Source organism: Bacillus australimaris (genome assembly GCF_001307105.1).
GTDB lineage: Bacteria > Bacillota > Bacilli > Bacillales > Bacillaceae > Bacillus > Bacillus australimaris.
The window spans coordinates 458,820-475,326 of sequence record NZ_LGYN01000001.1 but is presented as its reverse complement, the minus strand read 5'-3'; the positions used below and the strand labels follow the sequence as shown (position 1 = coordinate 475,326).

The 16,507-nt window shown below is 40.7% G+C and carries 21 protein-coding genes; 17 read left to right on the top strand and 4 right to left on the bottom strand.

What is annotated here, in order from left to right:
* Nucleotides 1-12 precede the first annotated feature (12 nt).
* From AKG37_RS19115 to AKG37_RS02525, 10 genes are all read left to right on the top strand, one after another.
* Complete coding sequence (locus tag AKG37_RS19115; protein ID WP_237697579.1) at nucleotides 13-279, top strand: hypothetical protein; 267 nt, start codon at nucleotides 13-15, stop codon at nucleotides 277-279.
* A gap of 439 nt (nucleotides 280-718) precedes the next feature.
* Nucleotides 719-1,066 carry a YxiJ family protein gene (locus AKG37_RS02565; protein ID WP_060697434.1) on the top strand — a complete coding sequence of 116 codons (348 nt, stop codon included), beginning with the start codon at nucleotides 719-721 and terminating at the stop codon, nucleotides 1,064-1,066.
* Nucleotides 1,067-1,084: 18 nt separating this feature from the next.
* The gene (locus AKG37_RS02560) at nucleotides 1,085-1,294 is read left to right on the top strand and encodes a hypothetical protein (RefSeq protein ID WP_060697433.1); all 210 of its coding nucleotides are present in this window, start codon (nucleotides 1,085-1,087) and stop codon (nucleotides 1,292-1,294) included.
* A 37-nt stretch (nucleotides 1,295-1,331) separates the two neighbouring features.
* Entirely contained in the window at nucleotides 1,332-2,198 is an 867-nt protein-coding gene (locus AKG37_RS02555; RefSeq protein ID WP_060697432.1) for an alpha/beta hydrolase, read from the top strand.
* A gap of 75 nt (nucleotides 2,199-2,273) precedes the next feature.
* Complete coding sequence (hxlR, locus tag AKG37_RS02550; RefSeq protein WP_029708013.1) at nucleotides 2,274-2,630, top strand: transcriptional activator HxlR; 357 nt, start codon at nucleotides 2,274-2,276, stop codon at nucleotides 2,628-2,630.
* 257 nt (nucleotides 2,631-2,887) lie between these two features.
* The gene (gene hxlA / locus AKG37_RS02545; protein ID WP_024718772.1) at nucleotides 2,888-3,520 is read left to right on the top strand and encodes a 3-hexulose-6-phosphate synthase; all 633 of its coding nucleotides are present in this window, start codon (nucleotides 2,888-2,890) and stop codon (nucleotides 3,518-3,520) included.
* Nucleotides 3,517-4,074 carry a 6-phospho-3-hexuloisomerase gene (gene hxlB, locus AKG37_RS02540; protein WP_060697431.1) on the top strand — a complete coding sequence of 186 codons (558 nt, stop codon included), beginning with the start codon at nucleotides 3,517-3,519 and terminating at the stop codon, nucleotides 4,072-4,074. The genes hxlA and hxlB overlap by 4 nt, the downstream gene beginning before the upstream one ends.
* A gap of 140 nt (nucleotides 4,075-4,214) precedes the next feature.
* Complete coding sequence (locus AKG37_RS02535) at nucleotides 4,215-4,940, top strand: DsbA family oxidoreductase (RefSeq protein ID WP_060697430.1); 726 nt, start codon at nucleotides 4,215-4,217, stop codon at nucleotides 4,938-4,940.
* Between the two features lie 94 nt (nucleotides 4,941-5,034).
* On the top strand, nucleotides 5,035-5,490 hold the full coding sequence (locus tag AKG37_RS02530; protein WP_077233681.1) for a MarR family winged helix-turn-helix transcriptional regulator: 456 nt from the start codon (nucleotides 5,035-5,037) through the stop codon (nucleotides 5,488-5,490).
* Nucleotides 5,490-6,500, top strand: a complete 1,011-nt coding sequence (locus tag AKG37_RS02525) for a serine hydrolase domain-containing protein (protein ID WP_237697578.1) — start codon at nucleotides 5,490-5,492, stop codon at nucleotides 6,498-6,500. Before AKG37_RS02530 ends, AKG37_RS02525 begins: the two co-directional genes overlap by 1 nt.
* An 18-nt stretch (nucleotides 6,501-6,518) precedes the next feature.
* Here the strand turns inward: AKG37_RS02525 and AKG37_RS02520 are convergent, their stop codons facing one another.
* Entirely contained in the window at nucleotides 6,519-7,619 is a 1,101-nt protein-coding gene (locus AKG37_RS02520; protein ID WP_060697427.1) for a GntR family transcriptional regulator, read from the bottom strand.
* Between the two features lie 273 nt (nucleotides 7,620-7,892).
* Between AKG37_RS02520 and AKG37_RS02515 the strand changes: the two genes are divergently transcribed.
* The 5 genes from AKG37_RS02515 to AKG37_RS19110 all read left to right on the top strand — a co-directional run bounded on the left by AKG37_RS02515 (nucleotide 7,893) and on the right by AKG37_RS19110 (nucleotide 13,519).
* Nucleotides 7,893-9,518, top strand: a complete 1,626-nt coding sequence (locus AKG37_RS02515) for a xylulokinase (protein ID WP_060697426.1) — start codon at nucleotides 7,893-7,895, stop codon at nucleotides 9,516-9,518.
* On the top strand, nucleotides 9,512-10,216 hold the full coding sequence (locus tag AKG37_RS02510) for an L-ribulose-5-phosphate 4-epimerase (RefSeq protein ID WP_060697425.1): 705 nt from the start codon (nucleotides 9,512-9,514) through the stop codon (nucleotides 10,214-10,216). Before AKG37_RS02515 ends, AKG37_RS02510 begins: the two co-directional genes overlap by 7 nt.
* 17 nt (nucleotides 10,217-10,233) lie before the next feature.
* On the top strand, nucleotides 10,234-11,655 hold the full coding sequence (gene araA, locus AKG37_RS02505) for an L-arabinose isomerase (protein ID WP_060697424.1): 1,422 nt from the start codon (nucleotides 10,234-10,236) through the stop codon (nucleotides 11,653-11,655).
* A gap of 84 nt (nucleotides 11,656-11,739) precedes the next feature.
* The gene (locus AKG37_RS02500) at nucleotides 11,740-13,080 is read left to right on the top strand and encodes a sugar porter family MFS transporter (protein ID WP_060697423.1); all 1,341 of its coding nucleotides are present in this window, start codon (nucleotides 11,740-11,742) and stop codon (nucleotides 13,078-13,080) included.
* Between the two features lie 166 nt (nucleotides 13,081-13,246).
* Nucleotides 13,247-13,519, top strand: coding sequence for a hypothetical protein (locus AKG37_RS19110; RefSeq protein ID WP_237697577.1), 273 nt, complete (start codon nucleotides 13,247-13,249; stop codon nucleotides 13,517-13,519).
* 354 nt (nucleotides 13,520-13,873) lie between these two features.
* On the opposite strand, the gene AKG37_RS02490 is transcribed toward AKG37_RS19110, so the two are convergent.
* The 3 genes from AKG37_RS02490 to AKG37_RS02480 all read right to left on the bottom strand — a co-directional run bounded on the left by AKG37_RS02490 (nucleotide 13,874) and on the right by AKG37_RS02480 (nucleotide 15,431).
* Nucleotides 13,874-14,422: a GNAT family N-acetyltransferase gene (locus tag AKG37_RS02490; RefSeq protein WP_060697422.1), complete on the bottom strand. Its 549-nt coding sequence runs from the start codon at nucleotides 14,420-14,422 to the stop codon at nucleotides 13,874-13,876.
* A gap of 445 nt (nucleotides 14,423-14,867) precedes the next feature.
* Complete coding sequence (locus tag AKG37_RS02485) at nucleotides 14,868-15,080, bottom strand: hypothetical protein (RefSeq protein WP_060697421.1); 213 nt, start codon at nucleotides 15,078-15,080, stop codon at nucleotides 14,868-14,870.
* Nucleotides 15,081-15,113: 33 nt separating this feature from the next.
* Entirely contained in the window at nucleotides 15,114-15,431 is a 318-nt protein-coding gene (locus tag AKG37_RS02480) for a hypothetical protein (protein ID WP_060697420.1), read from the bottom strand.
* A 178-nt stretch (nucleotides 15,432-15,609) separates the two neighbouring features.
* On the opposite strand from AKG37_RS02480, the gene AKG37_RS02475 reads away from it, so the two are divergent.
* Both AKG37_RS02475 and AKG37_RS02470 read left to right on the top strand, forming a co-directional pair.
* Nucleotides 15,610-15,888, top strand: a complete 279-nt coding sequence (locus AKG37_RS02475; protein WP_060697419.1) for a spore coat protein — start codon at nucleotides 15,610-15,612, stop codon at nucleotides 15,886-15,888.
* Nucleotides 15,889-15,906: 18 nt separating this feature from the next.
* Entirely contained in the window at nucleotides 15,907-16,506 is a 600-nt protein-coding gene (locus AKG37_RS02470; RefSeq protein ID WP_237697576.1) for a GNAT family N-acetyltransferase, read from the top strand.
* Nucleotide 16,507 lies beyond the last annotated feature (1 nt).

Below are 16,507 nucleotides of genomic sequence, written 5' to 3'. Positions count from 1 at the left end.
GGGGGCATTGGCTTGAAGCAGCTTGAGCACTTATTTGTTCGTTCAGAAAAAGAATTCAGGTTCTATCAGAACTTAGTGGATCGTGTATTTGATCAAGATAAAAAACTGCCACAACAAGTTTTTCGTCAGAATATGGATTGTTTTTTGTTTCAAGAGTTTGATTGGGCATTGAGTGATGATATTTTACCAACCATAAAAGAGTTATCAACTGTTACACAAGATAGAGAATTTTTGACTGGAGTCCTTCAACCAGATCCAACTGAATATTATTTGGAATAATTTGGCTATTATCATTGGCTGAAAGCGAGTGTAAACATTTCAGGTGAGGATTATGTAAATGCCCTCTGGATGCACCCAAATGGTTCCATAGCTGATAATATCATTACGAACTCGAATATAGTGATCTGGTTATCTCATTCTTTGCAGTGGGCGATTTGGGCAGATAGAGATATGGAAATTTGTATAATAGGTATGGTATCAACAAAAGATTCTGCAAAAAATATGTTATTAGAAGAAGGATGGAAACCATTGAATCACCCTGTTTTAGCAAATTGGTTAGAGCTGTTATTGAAGGATGAAAAAACATTCAATGAATATTTCACTCTAATGCTATCTAATTATTCGTAATGTAACATGCGGTTTGAATAGAGGAGTAACAATTACTGAGGACGATTTAATGAGTATCTTAAAAAGCATTGAGAGAAAGGTGTAAAGGTCTATGAACGTCAGACAAGATAAAAAAGACTTAATCAATGATTTGCAACAGCGCTATCAATACTTATTTCATTCCGTTTATCCAGATGATATCGTCTCTTTTGAGGAAGAAACCGGAATGTGCTCCGGAGATTTTTATATGTTTTTCACACTTGTGGCAGGCAGTTTGAGTTATGTGGTCGATAACAAACGGATACCGAAAAGACAATTAAAGGTGCTGCAGCAGTCATTTGAAGAACAATATCCACAAATCAAAACGTTTCAACATATTCTTGAATCGTATCCTTTATTACATTCCTATGTTCAATACAATGAAGAAACAAGAAAACGAATCATTGCACTTATACAATAAACTCTTGGAGGACAAACTATGGCATGGTTATTAGATGAAAAAATCCAGCAATTTATCACTGGTTTTGACTTTACCCATCTAAACCAAATCAATGAATCTCACTACTTTAAAGAGTATAATGAACATGACGACTTGATCAATTGTATTGCCCTGCGCATCCCATATAGAATCTGCGACTCAACAAGCAGAAAACCATCTGGAATTCGCCCATATATCGTCTGTACTTAAACATTTATCCTTCCCCATCCCAACACAGAAAGGTGCAATGACATTGAATCGAATCATGAAATGGCTCTTATTTGCGGCGGTCATCGCTGGCTTATTGGTTTGCGCATTCTTTGTGTTCCGTTTCAACCAGCCTAAGCCGACGACGAACATCCATTATGCAGACACACAAAACAAACAGCAAACTCTCGATATGTATATGCCGAAGGGCAAAAATGAAGTCAAAAAGAAGCATCCAGTCATGATCTATCTCCATGGCGGCGGCTGGACAGGCGGCGATAAGAATAGAGTTGCTTCGAAGGCTGACTATTTTACTCGTCAGGGATATGTCTTTGTCTCAATGAATTACCGGCTTCACCCTAATGCCAACTATGAGCAGATGGCAGATGATACGGCACATGCCATTAAATGGGTCAAGGATCATGCGGATGAGTATCAAATCGATCCATCAAAAATCAATGTCATGGGTCACTCGGCGGGCGGTCATTTGACGGCATTGGTTGCCACAGATTCGACCTACTTAAAACGTGTAGGGCTGTCATCAAAAACGATCAATTCCATCGTTATTTTAGATGGACCGCTAAACATCAATCAATTTATACAAGCCATACCATCGTATAAAAAAGTATTTGGCAAACAAGAAAAAAATTGGACAAAGGCATCACCTGTCACTTATATGAATCAAGCGAATTTACCGCCTGTCTATTTGGTGACACGCTGGGAAAATCCTGAAGTGTACCGGTTTGCTGAAAAACTGAATCATGACAAAGGCTCTCGGTTTGTTTTTCGGGTGCATACACTGAGCCACAGTGACCTTAATAAATGGTTTGGATCAGACAGAGCGCCTAAAGAAGCACAAAAAATGACGGAGGCTGTGATGGCTTTTGTCAAAAAACAAAATCAATAACGAAGACCGTATGTTCGACAATCCATTTTGTTGCAGTTATGATAAAACCTAAGTGGTTTGTTATTAAAGGAGTGTATGTTGTTGTCATCACGAATGGAAAATAAAGTGTTCAATTGCGAAAAAGAGCTGACGCTGAATATTATCGGCGGTAAGTGGAAAATGCTGATTTTATGGCACCTTGGCAGAGAAGGGACAAAACGTTTTGGTGAGTTAAAGTCGTTAATGCCAGGGATTACGCAAAGAATGCTTGTCAATCAGCTAAGAGAATTAGAGGAAGATCACATTGTGCACCGGGAGGTTTATCCTGTCGTCCCGCCAAAGGTTGAGTATTCTCTCACAGAACTTGGAGAAAGCTTAATGCCGATTTTAGAGGCGATGTATGATTGGGGAAAACAGTATCTCGATAGCAATTTTTTAAAGGACGATAAATAGTCATACCACCGATTGTAGACAAAGGGCGAAAATAACTTTATTTTCGCCCTTTGTCTTCTTTTCATTCACACTGAGATACTGGCCAAAAGACAGTATCTTTTTTGTAACCATATGCGAAAAAGTATAGTATGTAAAAAAAAAGTGCGTACTTGGATTGCTTCATTTCTGTTGTTATACTCGTTCCATGCAAGAAAGATTCAAGATGCATCATCCGCGGAGCTCTTGAAGACGAGATGAAAAAACGGGAGTGACAGTTGATGAAATTACAATTAGCATTAGATTTAGTGAATATACCAGAAGCAATTGAACTGATCAAAGAAGTAGAAGCATCCATTGATGTGGTCGAAATTGGTACACCTGTTGTGATTAACGAAGGGCTTCGTGCTGTAAAAGAAGTCAAACAGGCTTTTCCGAATTTACGTGTGCTCGCTGATCTGAAAATTATGGATGCTGCCGGTTATGAAGTGCAGCAGGCATCCGAAGCTGGAGCAGATATCGTCACCATTCTTGCAGCTGCAGAAGATATGTCCATTCAAGGAGCGGTGAAAGAAGCGAAAGCAAGAGGAAAACAGATTTTAGTTGATATGATTGGTATCAAAGATATCGCAGGCCGTGCAAAAGAGCTGGATGAGCTGGGAGTCGATTATATTTGTGTACACACAGGCTATGACCTACAAGCGGTTGGTCAAAACTCATTTGCTGACCTTATGACGATTAAACAAGTGGTCAAACAGGCGAAAACAGCTATTGCAGGCGGCATTAAGCTTGATACGTTACCTGAAGTTGTGAAATTAAATCCTGATCTAATCATTGTCGGCGGCGGTATCGCAAGCCAGGACAATAAAGCAGAAGTGGCTGCACAAATGAAGCAGTTGATCGCACAATCATGAAAATTAGTGACTATGTGAAGGCCATTTTGAATGAGCTTTCTGAGCACTCGCCCGCTATTCAAGACGAACAAGCGGAGCGTCTTGTCTCAAGCATTTTAGCTGCAAGAAAGGTCTTTGTAGCAGGTGCAGGCAGGTCTGGCTTGATGGGGAAATCGTTTGCGATGAGACTTACGCATATTGGCATAGAGGCTTATGTCATCGGTGAAACGAATACACCTTCCTTTACAGAAGAGGATCTCTTGATTGTAGGGAGCGGCTCTGGTCGAACAGAGACGTTGCTTGTGCTCACAAAAAAGGCAAAAGCAATTGGCGGAAAAGTGGCAGCTTTCACGCTTTCAGCTGAGTCACCTATAGCTGATCTGTCGGATGAAGTCATCTTACTGTCAGGTGCGCCAAAGGATCAACAGGAAGGAAGTCATCATACCATTCAGCCGATGGGTTCACTATTTGAACAATCGCTTCTTCTCATGTACGATGCGGTTATTTTACGGTTAATGGAAATGAAAGAACTCGACACACATACGATGTACGGTCACCATGCGAATTTAGAATAGATATCTTCAAAGCCTTTCCTTACTAAGAAGGAAAGGCTTTTTTCGTCTAAATCAAGAGCAGAATCTTGACATAAATGATTTGATGTAACTATAATTGTTACATCGTTAAAGAAAAAGCACAGCACGGAAGGAAGATGAAGATGAAAGTACAAATTTGGTCAGATATCGCCTGTCCTTTTTGTTATATAGGAAAAAAACAGCTGGAAACAGCGCTTGGACAATTCCCAGAGAATGAGCAGGTAGAGATAGAGTTTAAAAGCTTTGAGCTGGATCCACATGCGCCTCTTGATGTCGATCATGACGTTCACGATATGCTTGTCAAAAAATATGGCATGAGCCGCAGCCGGGCAATGGCGATGAATGAGCAGGTGAAGCAGGCCGGCAAAGAGAAAGGAATCGATTTTCAATTCGATCCGCTCGTGTTGACCAACACCTTTGATGCCCATCGATTGGCGCAATATGCTGGTCAAAAGGGGAAAGGTGATTTCGTCATGGAAGAGCTATTTCAAGCGTATTTTACAGATGGAAAGCATGTTGGTGATCGTCAAATCCTTCTAGAAATAGCAGAAAAAGCAGGTCTTGATTTGAAGGAAGTACAGCAAGTTTTAAGCGGCGAAGAATTTTCAGATCATGTACGAGAAGATGAAAAGGAAGCGAGACAGCTGGGTATTCAAGCTGTTCCGTTTTTCTTGATCAATAACAAATACTCAGTTGCGGGTGCACAGCCAGCTGAGACCTTCCTGCGTGCACTTGAAACGGCTTGGACAGAGGAAGCAGATCAGGCTGAGAAAGAGGCTGCCAATTCATTTGAAGCGGCCTGTGCAGATGGTGTTTGCGCAGTGCCTACCCCTAAAGAAGAGGCATAATAGACAATTTCCCTATCTTTTTATAAGATGGGGATTTTTTCTTGATTAATCATAAAGTTATGTTTATAATTAAGTTATCTTAACTATGAAGGTGATGACAGTGACACCCAAAACAGCTTTGATCCAAGAGATAAACCATATTGAAGCACGTATTCATCAAAAACTCCGATTAGAATTTGAGGAATTATTTGTAGATGAGTTAACGGATAAGCAGCATATTGTGCTGAATTTCATTGAGCAAAATCGCGGAAGTTCTCCTATTCAAATTGCCCAGCAGTTAGGGATCACTCAAAGTGCAGTGAGCCAGCTGTTAAACACTCTTGAAAAGAAGGAATGGATCCGGCGTAGCATTAACCCGAATAATCGGAGGGAACTGCATGTAGAACTTTCTGAAAAGGCAAAGACGTATCTTGAGAATATGCGAAAGATAGAGCTAGCGATTATTGAAAAATATTACTCAAAGTTAACCCTCGATGAGATCAGCGCATTGAGATCCATTTATGCAAAGCTTGATCAATGGATCGCACAAAAGGGAAAGGATGAGGAATGATGAGGCTTAAACAAGAAGTTCAGCGAATTGCTTCTTCATATACGGAGAAAAAGAAACAGGCACTGCTTATGATTGGTCTCATTCATCAAGGGGAAACATATGTCTTTCATTTCGGGAATCATCCTATTCAAGAGCGGGTCCAGCCAGAGGATGTCATTTTTGAGATTGGCTCTATTTCAAAAGTCTTTACGACAAGTATAATGGCCAGCATGGTGCAAAAAGGACAGATGAAACTCGATGATTCGATTTCGCTTTACTGTCCTCACGTTAGAAAGAATCACCCCATTCAAATAGAGCAGCTAGCAACACACACGTCTGGCCTTCCTCCACATCGACTCCTTAGAGACCTGCAGCTATGTTTCCTCCCTAAAGTTAGAAGAGATATGTACTGTCAATATTCACTCGATGAATTAATGAAACTGTTAAACTCGAAAAAATGGAATCAGTTAAACAACTTTCCATCTCGTTATTCCAATGTGGGCATGGGGCTGCTTGGTTTGATCATGGGCTGGTCTTGTCACAAAACGTATGAACAGCTTCTGAAGGAATATATCGCAGATGAGCTTCATCTATCAAGCACCTTTATTGCCATCAATGATGACGTAAAAGAAAAGATGATTTTAGGTCATCAAGAAAATGGGAAAGAAGTTCCTCCGCTTCACATGCAAGACTATCAAGGAGCGGGCGCCATTCGCTCGACCATCAAAGATTTATTGTCATTTCTCTCTGCCCATCTAAGCGTAGATGCGGATTCTCCGTGGAAGATGACGCACGAACCAAGACGGAAAATGGGCATAAATATGTCAATGGGACTCGGCTGGGTCATAGATGACACAGGACTGATTTGTCATAATGGTGCTACATCTGGCTTCTCCAGCTTTATGGGGTTCCGCCCGAATTCAAAAACAGGTGTGGTCGTCTTATCCAATTACCGCAATCGACTCACACAAGATTCCCCAGACCGAATCGCATATGATCTGATGAATATGCTGGAATCTAAAACAAAATGAGCCCCCGGCTAAAAGGGCTCATTTTTTTCGTGCATTCAGCAGTTTAATCGTTTCACCTGGAATCAATTCAGGCTCGTAAAATGTTTGATCAGGTAGATTCTTTTTTCCTTGAACTTTTTTAATCATCCAGTCTGCTGCATCCCGGCCCATTTTCTCCTGAGGATGGGTCAGTGTTGTCATCTTTACATGGGCATTTTTCTGGGCAATATACGAATTATCCTGTCCAATAATCGAGAGATCATTTGGAACGGACAGTCCGATTTTGCTGCATACATTGGCGACTTCTAATCCAACCTCATCGTTATAGCAAACAAGGGCCGTCAGCTCATGCTGGTGCGTCATTAAGAATGTTTTGATATCATCTCCCAAATGCTGCTTCGATTCTGTATCGAAAAAGAGCACATGCTCAGGCAGGAAATTAAGCTTAGCTTCACCTAACGCTTGAATATAGCCCTTCATCCGATATTTTCCCTGTAAATCATCTGTTTTTGAAATCAGTCCGATTTGCCGATGCCCTGAGGTGATCAGCTCTTTTGTGGCTAAATAGCTGGACTTCACATCATCCAAACAAAGAAAAGGAACCTCTAACTGCTCATAATAAGCATTGATCATAATAAGCGGTACGTCCTGTTCCTTAAAGGATAGATAGTAAGAAATGTTCGGATTATATAAATTGCTTTTCGTCGGCTCGACAATGAGTCCATCCACACCAAAGGACAGCATCATTTCCAGCGCTTTTTTCTCCTGCTCGACATCGTTATTTGTACTTGCCAGTAACAAAGAATAGTTCTCCTCGTTTAATCGACTTTCAATGCCTCGAATGATGGAAGGGAAAATGTAATCAGATATGTATGTTGTAATGACCCCAATCGTCTTCATATGTGCATGTCCAGCCGGTTTTGTTTGATATTGATTGGTCACAAATGTACCCGAACCTTTTTCACTTCGCAAAAATCCTTCGCTGGACAATTCTAAGATGGCCTTTCGAACGGTATGCCGGCTTACTTGATACATGTCTTGCAGGCTTGATTCGGTTGGAATACGCTCTCCGATTGGATAATCCCCTGTGAGTATTTTGCTTTTTATATCATCGATAATGATCTGGTACTTCTTTTTCATCGTTTCACTTCTTTCTCAGTTGATCATCTACTCGGATTGAGAAGAAATTGTATGGACATATTTTAACATGGTTGTCGAACCAAAAACAGGCGCCTTCAGTTTCTGTTATGTCAATTCATAAAAAATGAAGGTTTTTGTCACATTGTGTATGTACAACTATATTAATTATTGACATATGTACGTACAAATATTATATTGTGATTGTGCACATAGAATCAATGAATCTAGAAAAAGAAAAATGAAACCGCTATCAATCATGGGGGTGAACGCAGATTGAATCACGAAGAGACGACCAAAGCCTTGAAGGAAGGACGGACATCTTTAGGCATTGAATTTGGTTCAACACGAATTAAAGCCATTTTAATAGATGAGGCGTTTCAGCCAATTGCACAAGGTGCATTTGAATGGGAAAGTTCTCTCCAGGATGGAATATGGACGTACAACTTAATCGAGATCATTACAGGTTTGCAAGTGGCGTATCGAGAGATGAAGGAACAAGCAAAGCAAAAGTATGGTGTGACCATCCAGACCATTGGTTCAATCGGGGTATCAGCGATGATGCATGGCTATGTCGCATGTGACCATACAGGAGAGGTCCTCGTTCCGTTCCGAACATGGCGGAATGCAACGACAATCGAGGCGAGTCAGAAGCTGACAGATGTATTTCAGTTTCATATTCCAGAAAGATGGAGTATTGCCCATTTGTATCAAGCCATATTAGGAGAAGAAAAACATCTTTCCCGATTAGAATATATGACCACCCTGTCAGGTTACATTCACTGGCTCTTAACCGGAAAGCAGGCCATTGGTATTGGCGATGCGTCAGGAATGTTTCCAATTGACGAACAAACGAAGGACTACAATGAGGTGATGCTCCAGCAATTTGAAGCATTGATTGCAGAAAAAGGCTATCCGTGGAAGCTTCGTCACCTTTTGCCGCGTGTCTATTTAGCAGGCGAGGAGGCTGGCGTCTTAACGGCAGCAGGAGCAGCCATTTTAGATCAAGGTAAACATTTGCAGCCAGGCATTCCATTTTGCCCGCCGGAAGGTGACGCTGGAACAGGGATGGTGGCGACAAACAGTGTAGAAAGACGGACTGGGAATATTTCTGTTGGGACATCGGTTTTTGCCATGATTGTCCTGGAGCAGGATCTAAAAGGCGTGTATCCAGAAGTGGATCTTGTCACGACGCCGGATGGACTTCCAGTCGCTATGGTTCATGCAAATAACTGTACAAGTGACCTAAACGCTTGGATGAATATCTTCAAAGAAGCATTTGAAGCACTAGGTATGCAAGTCGCATCAGAAAGGTTATACGCAGCCTTATTGCAGCAAGCTTTAGAAGCAGATCATGATGCCGGCGGACTGTTAAGCTATGGCTATTATTCTGGTGAAAATATTACAAGATTGCCAGAAGGGAGACCTCTTTTTGTCAGATCTGCTGAAAGCCGCTTTACCCTCGCTAATTTTATGCGAACTCATCTATTCTCTGCTTTTGGTGCAATGAAAATAGGCATGGATCGCTTAAAGGAACAGGAACATGTCGTGATTGACCGCTTACTAGGGCATGGAGGATTATTTAAAACACCGCTCGTTGGACAAAAAATGGTTGCCGCAGCGCTTAATACACCTGTATCGGTCGTTTCAACAGCGGGAGAAGGCGGTGCGTTTGGGATGGCGGTCCTTGCTTCATATATGGCCCATCAACATCAGCAAACATTGGCTGAATTTCTAGACGAGCAAGTGTTTGCACATACAGCAGAAGAATTGATGGAGCCCAATCCACTCGATGTCAAAGGCTTTGACGAATTTTTAAAGCGCTATCAAGAAGGGCTTCCGATTGAACAAGCGGCAGTAGCGCATCTAATGCCAAAGAAAGGAGTGACAACCGTATGCTAGAGCGCTTAAAAGAAGAAGTATTTCAAGCGAATTTGGATTTGCCAAAATACGGGCTTGTGAAATTTACATGGGGCAATGTCAGTGCATGTGATCGTGACAGTGGTTTGTTTGTGATTAAGCCGAGCGGCATTGCGTATGACCAATTATCAGCAAAAGACATGGTCGTTGTCGACTTTGACGGCAAAGTGGTCGAAGGAGAACTCAGCCCTTCATCAGATACCGCTACACATGCAGTTCTATACAAACATTTTGAGGGAATTGGCGGCATTTCACATAGCCATTCCATGTGGGCAACTGTTTGGGCGCAGGCAGGTCTCGATTTACAGGCAATGGGCACAACACATGCCGATACATTTTACGGCGCTGTTCCGTGTGCTCGATTTCTGACAGAAGAAGAAGTCAATCGCGGTTATGAGGTAGAAACTGGCCGATTGATCATCGAAACGTTTGAGAAAAGAAACCTAGATGTGATGGCAGTGCCGGGTGTATTGCTACAAGGTCACGGTCCATTTACATGGGGGAAAGACGCAAAAAGTGCAGTCACAAACAGTGTCATTCTAGAAGAAGTTGCGAAAATGAATCTTTTTGCCAAGCAATTGAACGAATTTGCTGAGCCATTGCCGCAGCGAATTTTAGATAAACATTACTTAAGAAAACATGGCAAGCATGCGTATTATGGACAAAAACCTTCAAGATAAAGAAAAGAGGGATTTCTATGTTAATAAGTCAGAGAAAAGAGTTTTGGTTTATCGTTGGGTCACAGCATTTATATGGTGATGAAGCATTGCAGAAGGTAAAAGCAAATGCACAAAAGATGACAGATGCTTTAAATGAGAGTGGCTTACTTCCTTATCCAGTGATTTTGCAGGAGCTGGCTGTCAGCGCAGATCAAATCACAAAGCTGATGAAAGAGGTCAATTATCGCGATGAAGTCATTGGTGTGATGACGTGGATGCATACATTTTCACCAGCGAAAATGTGGATACGCGGGACCAATCTTTTGCAAAAACCTCTTTTGCATCTTGTCACACAATATTATGAAAAGATCCCTTGGGACACGATTGATATGGACTATATGAATCTCCATCAATCCGCACATGGCGACAGAGAATATGGCTATATCAATGCACGCTTAAATAAACAAAACCAAATTGTAGCCGGTCATTGGTCTAAGCCGGAAGTGCAGCAGCAAATCGCTGATTGGATGGACGTTGCGGCTGCCTATCATGAAAGCTTTCACATCAAAGTAGCCCGGTTTGGAGATAACATGCGCCATGTGGCGGTAACAGAAGGCGATAAAATTGAAGCGCAGATTCAATTAGGGTGGACCGTTGATTACTTTGGAATAGGTGATCTCGTTGAATATGTAAATGCAGTAGAAGAAGCAGAGGTAGATGCATTATTTGCTGAGTATTTAACGCAATATGATGTGAATTATGGAACGTATTCCGTTGAAGATTTTGAAAAAAGCGTCAAGGTACAGGCACGATATGAAATCGCCATTAAACGTTTCTTAGATGAAGGCGGCTATCATGCCTTTACAACAAACTTTGAAGATTTACATGGGATGAAGCAGCTGCCTGGCCTTGCGGTACAGCGGCTGATGGCAAAGGGATACGGTTTTGCTGGGGAAGGCGATTGGAAAACGGCCGCACTGGACCGCTTATTAAAGGTGATGAGTCATCATCAATCCACTGGATTTATGGAGGACTACACGTATGAAATGACCTCCGGACAGGAAGCGGTGCTGCAATCTCATATGCTAGAAGTAGACCCAGCGCTCGCCCATACGAAACCTGTCATAGTCGTGTCTCCACTTGGAATCGGAAACCGGGAAGATCCAGCTCGTCTTGTGTTTGATGGCAAAGCAGGAGAGGGCGTAGTTGTCTCTATAGCCGATTTTGGAACTCATTTCAAATGGCTTATACAAGAAGTCGAAGCCTTTGAGCCGGAGGAAGCAGCACCTCATTTACCAGTTGCGCGTGTGCTGTGGAAAATCAAACCGAATTTTCAGGATGGCGTCAAAGCATGGATTAAGCAAGGCGGGGGCCATCATACCGTCGTGTCTCTTCATTTAACAGTTGATCAAATTGTTCAATTTGCAAAACTTGTCCATGCAGAATATGTGGTTTTATAGAAGAAGGGTGAAAGGTCTTCTACTGTTTACAGTGGAAGCACAGGGAGAAATGAAAGCGGTTAATTAAGTGAGGGGGTCATCCACTTGGAGAAAAAAGTGTCAAGCAAATTTATCTTCTTTTTCGGGTCCTTTGCAGGCATCCTATTCGGGTATGATATTGGTATTATTGCAGGAGCAGAAGGCCATATTCAGGAAGAATTTCAGCTCAGCCCATTATGGCTTGGAATCGTTGTCTCTTCATTAATGGGCGGAGCCATCATCGGGTCAATTTTAAGCGGTCTTTTAGGGGATAAATTTGGCCGCAGAAAGCTCATTTTGGTCTCATCCGTTATCTTTTTTGTCGGAGCTATCGGATCAGCTATCGCACCAGAAGAGATTTCACTAACGATTGCTCGTATCTTTTTAGGGACAGCGGTAGGAACAGCCTCATCTTTGGTGCCGGCTTACATGTCTGAAATCGCTCCTGCTAAAATCCGCGGGAAATTATCTGGACTTAATCAGCTCATGATCGTGAGCGGACTATTACTGAGTTATATTGTTGCGTTTGTGTTTGAACCTATCCCAGACAGCTGGCGCTGGATGCTGGGAAGTGCCGCTTTATTTGCGATCGTGCTTTATATTGGTATGCTTAAACTTCCTGAATCTCCGAGATATTTAATTAAACACGGAATGGCTCATAAAGCACGGGAAGTATTAGGATCACTGCGTTCTTCTCGTGAAGAAATCGAATCAGAAATGCAGGAAATTTTAGAAGTCGCCAAAGAAGAACGCTCGGGTATTCGTGAATTGTTTCAAAAGAAATTCAGAATGGCTCTTTTCATTGGAGTTGGGATGGCTACCCTTCAGCAAATTCAAGGCGCGAACTCCATTGTCTACTATGCAACAAGTATTGCTCGGAATGTAGGACTTGCGCCGCAGGTCGCAGCAGGATTTACAGTCATTGTTGGTGTCATTTTTGTCGTCACGACCGTCATCTTTTTACAATTTGTCGACCGTTTCGACCGCCGCACAATTCTCACCGTAGGGGGATCCGGCATGGCTCTTTCTTTCTTTGCTCCAGCCGCTTTAGGTGCACTTGGCGTAAGTGAAGGTATTTTAAACTGGGTGACATTGATCTCACTTTGCTGCTTTATTTTGTGTTATGCCTTCTCGTGGGCACCGATTACATGGATTATCATCGGGGAAATTTTCCCGCTTTCTGTCAGAGGCATCGGAGCAGGTATTTCTTCTGCCTTTAACTGGACGGGATCATTAGCAGTTGGACTCGTTTTCCCTATCCTGGCAGATCAATTCAGCTTTGGGGTCATTTTCTCCTCATTTGGCGTCATCTGCTTAATCGGACTGTTGTTCACCCGATTCGTACTAGTCGAAACAAAAGGACGAAGCTTAGAGCAAATCGAAACCGATATGGCTGCACGTGTATAAAGAAAACCATCTATCCCATGTGTTATCTAGGGTGAAATATTTATAATCAAACTATTAAAAGGTATTACATTTTAATGATGTAGTACCTTTTTTATTATAGTTATACATAAACATCTGTGGTGTTATATGTAATATTATAATCAAACTATAGTATAGGAGGATATAGATGAGATATGTTCAAGTATCTTCAAAAACATATAGGAATAATACAGGCAGGAGCATAGATTTTCCTACTCTTCTAGTTGAGTATAATGGAGAGACAATGTTTTTTGAGCAATTACATAGATATCAAATAAAGAATCATAGTAAAAGCAGAAGCTGGCATAAGAAGTTAGTACAAGCTGTTGGACTATTGCTTGATTATATGGAAGCTAATCAGAAATATTATTCTTCTCCAAGTTTGATACATTTACGGAGTCTGTTTATTCAGGAACAATAAATGAAGAAGGTTTAGACCCATCGGATATGCTTTTATCTGCTTTAAATGGGTTTTCAGATTGGTTATATGAAGAATATGGAGTTGTTCAATTAAATTCTTGGAGAAAAGCCACAAGATATGAAGAACGACTTAACTGGATGGCACAGATAAACAAAAGTCAGAACTCATTTCTAGGGCATTTAAATGATGTTCATGAAATCTCTGAAACTGCAAAATTAGCTCGTAATACTGTTAAATGAAAACAGACGCATTTCTTAGAGAAACGCGCCCGATTGCTGAATATCGTTATTGAAGTAAATAAGACAGATAGTTTAAGTGCAATATTTCACAATATCATTTTCCTATATTATCCTATCACTGGATAGCCTTCCAATCATTGCGCAAGACTCCCATAACAATAACATCGTATCTTTTTCCGTCCCGATATACTACCGACCTTTTTCTACCTTCCTTTTGAAAACCAACCTTTTCGTACGCTCTTATTCCACCTTTGTTATACTCAATAACTTCCAAACCAACTCGATCCAAATTTAATTCATGGAAAGCATAACGAAGTATCAGCTTCAAAGCATCTGATCCGTAACCTTTATTTCGATTAGAAGATTCCCCAATTCCTATGGACAAGAGTCCCGTACGATTGTTCCATTCAATACTATGAATAGCAACAAATCCAATTAAACGATCTTTATCAATTGTTCTTAGTCGGAAATACACTTCATTTAAGTCCGTTTTTCCTTCTGAAACCAATTGTTCTTTAGTTTTAGGAAGGGCTATTTCTGTATCTACATTACGAAGATATTCAGAATCTTCTCCCCACTTCAGCATAATTTCAACGTCTTCTTCTCTAGGTAATGAAAGTTTTACACTATTCCCGTAAAAAAGATTAGAATTAATAGTTGTCATGTGAATCTCCTTAATAGTATTTAGTTTTATATACCTCACCGTTATGTGATAAATCTCTAATCGTACGCAATACCTCAGCCCCTTAATTTTTTGATAATTTAATCTTAGTGATTTATTAAATTTTTAGCAATAAAATTTCTAAAAATAGGTTTACTTCCTTTTTATTGATTTAAAAACAATCCTTCTTCTACTAAACTGCCACGTTAGTTAAAGTGAAAATCTTGAAATTTTTCATACTTGTTATGCAACAATATGGCCCGATTGTGGAATAAGAAAACTGCTAAATGATCGAACTTAATTATAAATTATCAATCTTTATTAAAAGAACACAATAAAAAATACATCCATTATCTCAATAAAGATTTAATGGATGTATTTTTAAATACAAATAAAAGGTCGGGTTTTATTTTATTATACTATTTACCTTAAAAGATAGGTGGTTTTTTTACTCAATCGTCTGCTTTAGCTCATCTGGAAGTAAATCAATCAATTGATCATAGGAAGACAAATCCAGCACTTCAAGCAGTGCGTAATATTTCGCATAAATTTTACTCAGCTGATCAGGATGATTCGTTTCATATTGATTCAAATGCAATTTGGTCAGTTCAAGTGCGATGTCTTGCTTGTTTCGTTCAAATGGTTGTGTCGTGTTGATCATATCGTTCACCTCTATTTGATATGAGTGGAAAGGTTATGGTGCAGTTCCGCAGCTCACCTTATATTCCTTTTCCTCTATCTTTTTTGTATAGCAGACAGAAGGCGTCATCCCTGTTTCACTTTTCCAAGCCTGCCAATACACATCATAAAGCTGGCCATACTCAGGATCTACATGCTTCGTTTTTTTCAAAATAGCAAAATAGCTTTGATAAGGATACCCTTCTTGATAGATGGCCTGCCGGATGGCGCCTTTTTCAGTTGCATTTGTAAAGATCATAGGTGACAGCAGTGGAAGAGCCATGATAATGACGATGAATGTAATGAATAAAAAGAACTTATGTTTTGTTTTCATGAGTGTCCTTTCTGCGTAATATATCATTTGTATAATATGTTAAAATTGTCCTTTTGTAAAGAAAGAGAAAACAAGAGAGATAGTGGATTTTTTAGAAAATAGACAGGCATCTAATCAGAAAAGGGGCCCCTTACATACGATAGAGTGTAAGTGAAAGACAACTTGAAGGGGTGTTGAGATGAGCCGGAATCGATTAGATGATTTTTTCTTTGGGCCTCGCAGAGAAGAAACGGTTGTTTTCCCCACACGTCAAATTGTCAACACAAGAACGAATGAACAAACGATCAGAAAAATTCATCCAACGCATATCACAAACGTCAACAAAAACATCAAAAGAATTGAAAACTACTATCCTGTGACGGAATCGACTCATAACGAGTATATTGTGGAAGAATACGACTGCGGCAGAGATATCAAAAACCCTTGCTGCCGTCCAGTAAAGCGCTGTAAGTGGTAATGAAGGGGGCATCCTGTTATGGGGTGCCTTTTTATTTTCAAGAATAAAATTTTGATCAAAATCTCCTTTCAAGATAAAATTGGAAGTATCCATCATATGTTTGGAGGCGATTTTCTGAATATTCGATTGTTAACACCAGATGATGCTGAAGAATATACAGCACTCAGACTAGAAGCACTGCGAGTAAATCCAGAGAGTTTTGCGATGAGCTATGAGGAAGAGCAATTCAATACAAAGGACAAATATAAAGAGCGTTTTGCTTCGGCTCAATCTATGTGGACGTTTGGCGCATTTCATCAAGGGCAGCTTGTGGGGGCGGTCACGCTCATCCAAGAATCCTTGCAGAAGTTAAAGCACCGAGCGAATCTGACAGCAATGTATGTAACAGCTGATGCCCGCGGAATGGGCGCAGGCAAGGCCTTAATGACGAAAGCTCTTTCCTTTGCGCGAGAACGGCAGGACATTGAACAAATTTATTTGTCGGTGGTGACAACTAATCACTCAGCCAAACGTCTGTATTGCTCTGTTGGATTTGAATCGTACGCTGTCGAAGAAAAAGCACTAAAGTGGACTGATACATATACAGATGAGGAGAAAATGGTTTTATTTTTATCATAGT

Coding starts and splice junctions, on each gene's coding strand:
- AKG37_RS02565 (WP_060697434.1), top strand. CDS start 719: ATGAACGTCAGACAAGATAAAAAAGACTTAATCAATGATTTGCAACAG.
- AKG37_RS02560 (WP_060697433.1), top strand. CDS start 1,085: ATGGCATGGTTATTAGATGAAAAAATCCAGCAATTTATCACTGGTTTT.
- AKG37_RS02555 (WP_060697432.1), top strand. CDS start 1,332: ATGACATTGAATCGAATCATGAAATGGCTCTTATTTGCGGCGGTCATC.
- hxlR (WP_029708013.1), top strand. CDS start 2,274: ATGTTGTTGTCATCACGAATGGAAAATAAAGTGTTCAATTGCGAAAAA.
- hxlA (WP_024718772.1), top strand. CDS start 2,888: ATGAAATTACAATTAGCATTAGATTTAGTGAATATACCAGAAGCAATT.
- hxlB (WP_060697431.1), top strand. CDS start 3,517: ATGAAAATTAGTGACTATGTGAAGGCCATTTTGAATGAGCTTTCTGAG.
- AKG37_RS02535 (WP_060697430.1), top strand. CDS start 4,215: ATGAAAGTACAAATTTGGTCAGATATCGCCTGTCCTTTTTGTTATATA.
- AKG37_RS02530 (WP_077233681.1), top strand. CDS start 5,035: ATGACAGTGACACCCAAAACAGCTTTGATCCAAGAGATAAACCATATT.
- AKG37_RS02525 (WP_237697578.1), top strand. CDS start 5,490: ATGAGGCTTAAACAAGAAGTTCAGCGAATTGCTTCTTCATATACGGAG.
- AKG37_RS02520 (WP_060697427.1), bottom strand. CDS start 7,619: ATGAAAAAGAAGTACCAGATCATTATCGATGATATAAAAAGCAAAATA.
- AKG37_RS02510 (WP_060697425.1), top strand. CDS start 9,512: ATGCTAGAGCGCTTAAAAGAAGAAGTATTTCAAGCGAATTTGGATTTG.
- araA (WP_060697424.1), top strand. CDS start 10,234: ATGTTAATAAGTCAGAGAAAAGAGTTTTGGTTTATCGTTGGGTCACAG.
- AKG37_RS19110 (WP_237697577.1), top strand. CDS start 13,247: ATGAGATATGTTCAAGTATCTTCAAAAACATATAGGAATAATACAGGC.
- AKG37_RS02490 (WP_060697422.1), bottom strand. CDS start 14,422: ATGACAACTATTAATTCTAATCTTTTTTACGGGAATAGTGTAAAACTT.
- AKG37_RS02485 (WP_060697421.1), bottom strand. CDS start 15,080: ATGATCAACACGACACAACCATTTGAACGAAACAAGCAAGACATCGCA.
- AKG37_RS02480 (WP_060697420.1), bottom strand. CDS start 15,431: ATGAAAACAAAACATAAGTTCTTTTTATTCATTACATTCATCGTCATT.
- AKG37_RS02475 (WP_060697419.1), top strand. CDS start 15,610: ATGAGCCGGAATCGATTAGATGATTTTTTCTTTGGGCCTCGCAGAGAA.
- AKG37_RS02470 (WP_237697576.1), top strand. CDS start 15,907: ATGGGGTGCCTTTTTATTTTCAAGAATAAAATTTTGATCAAAATCTCC.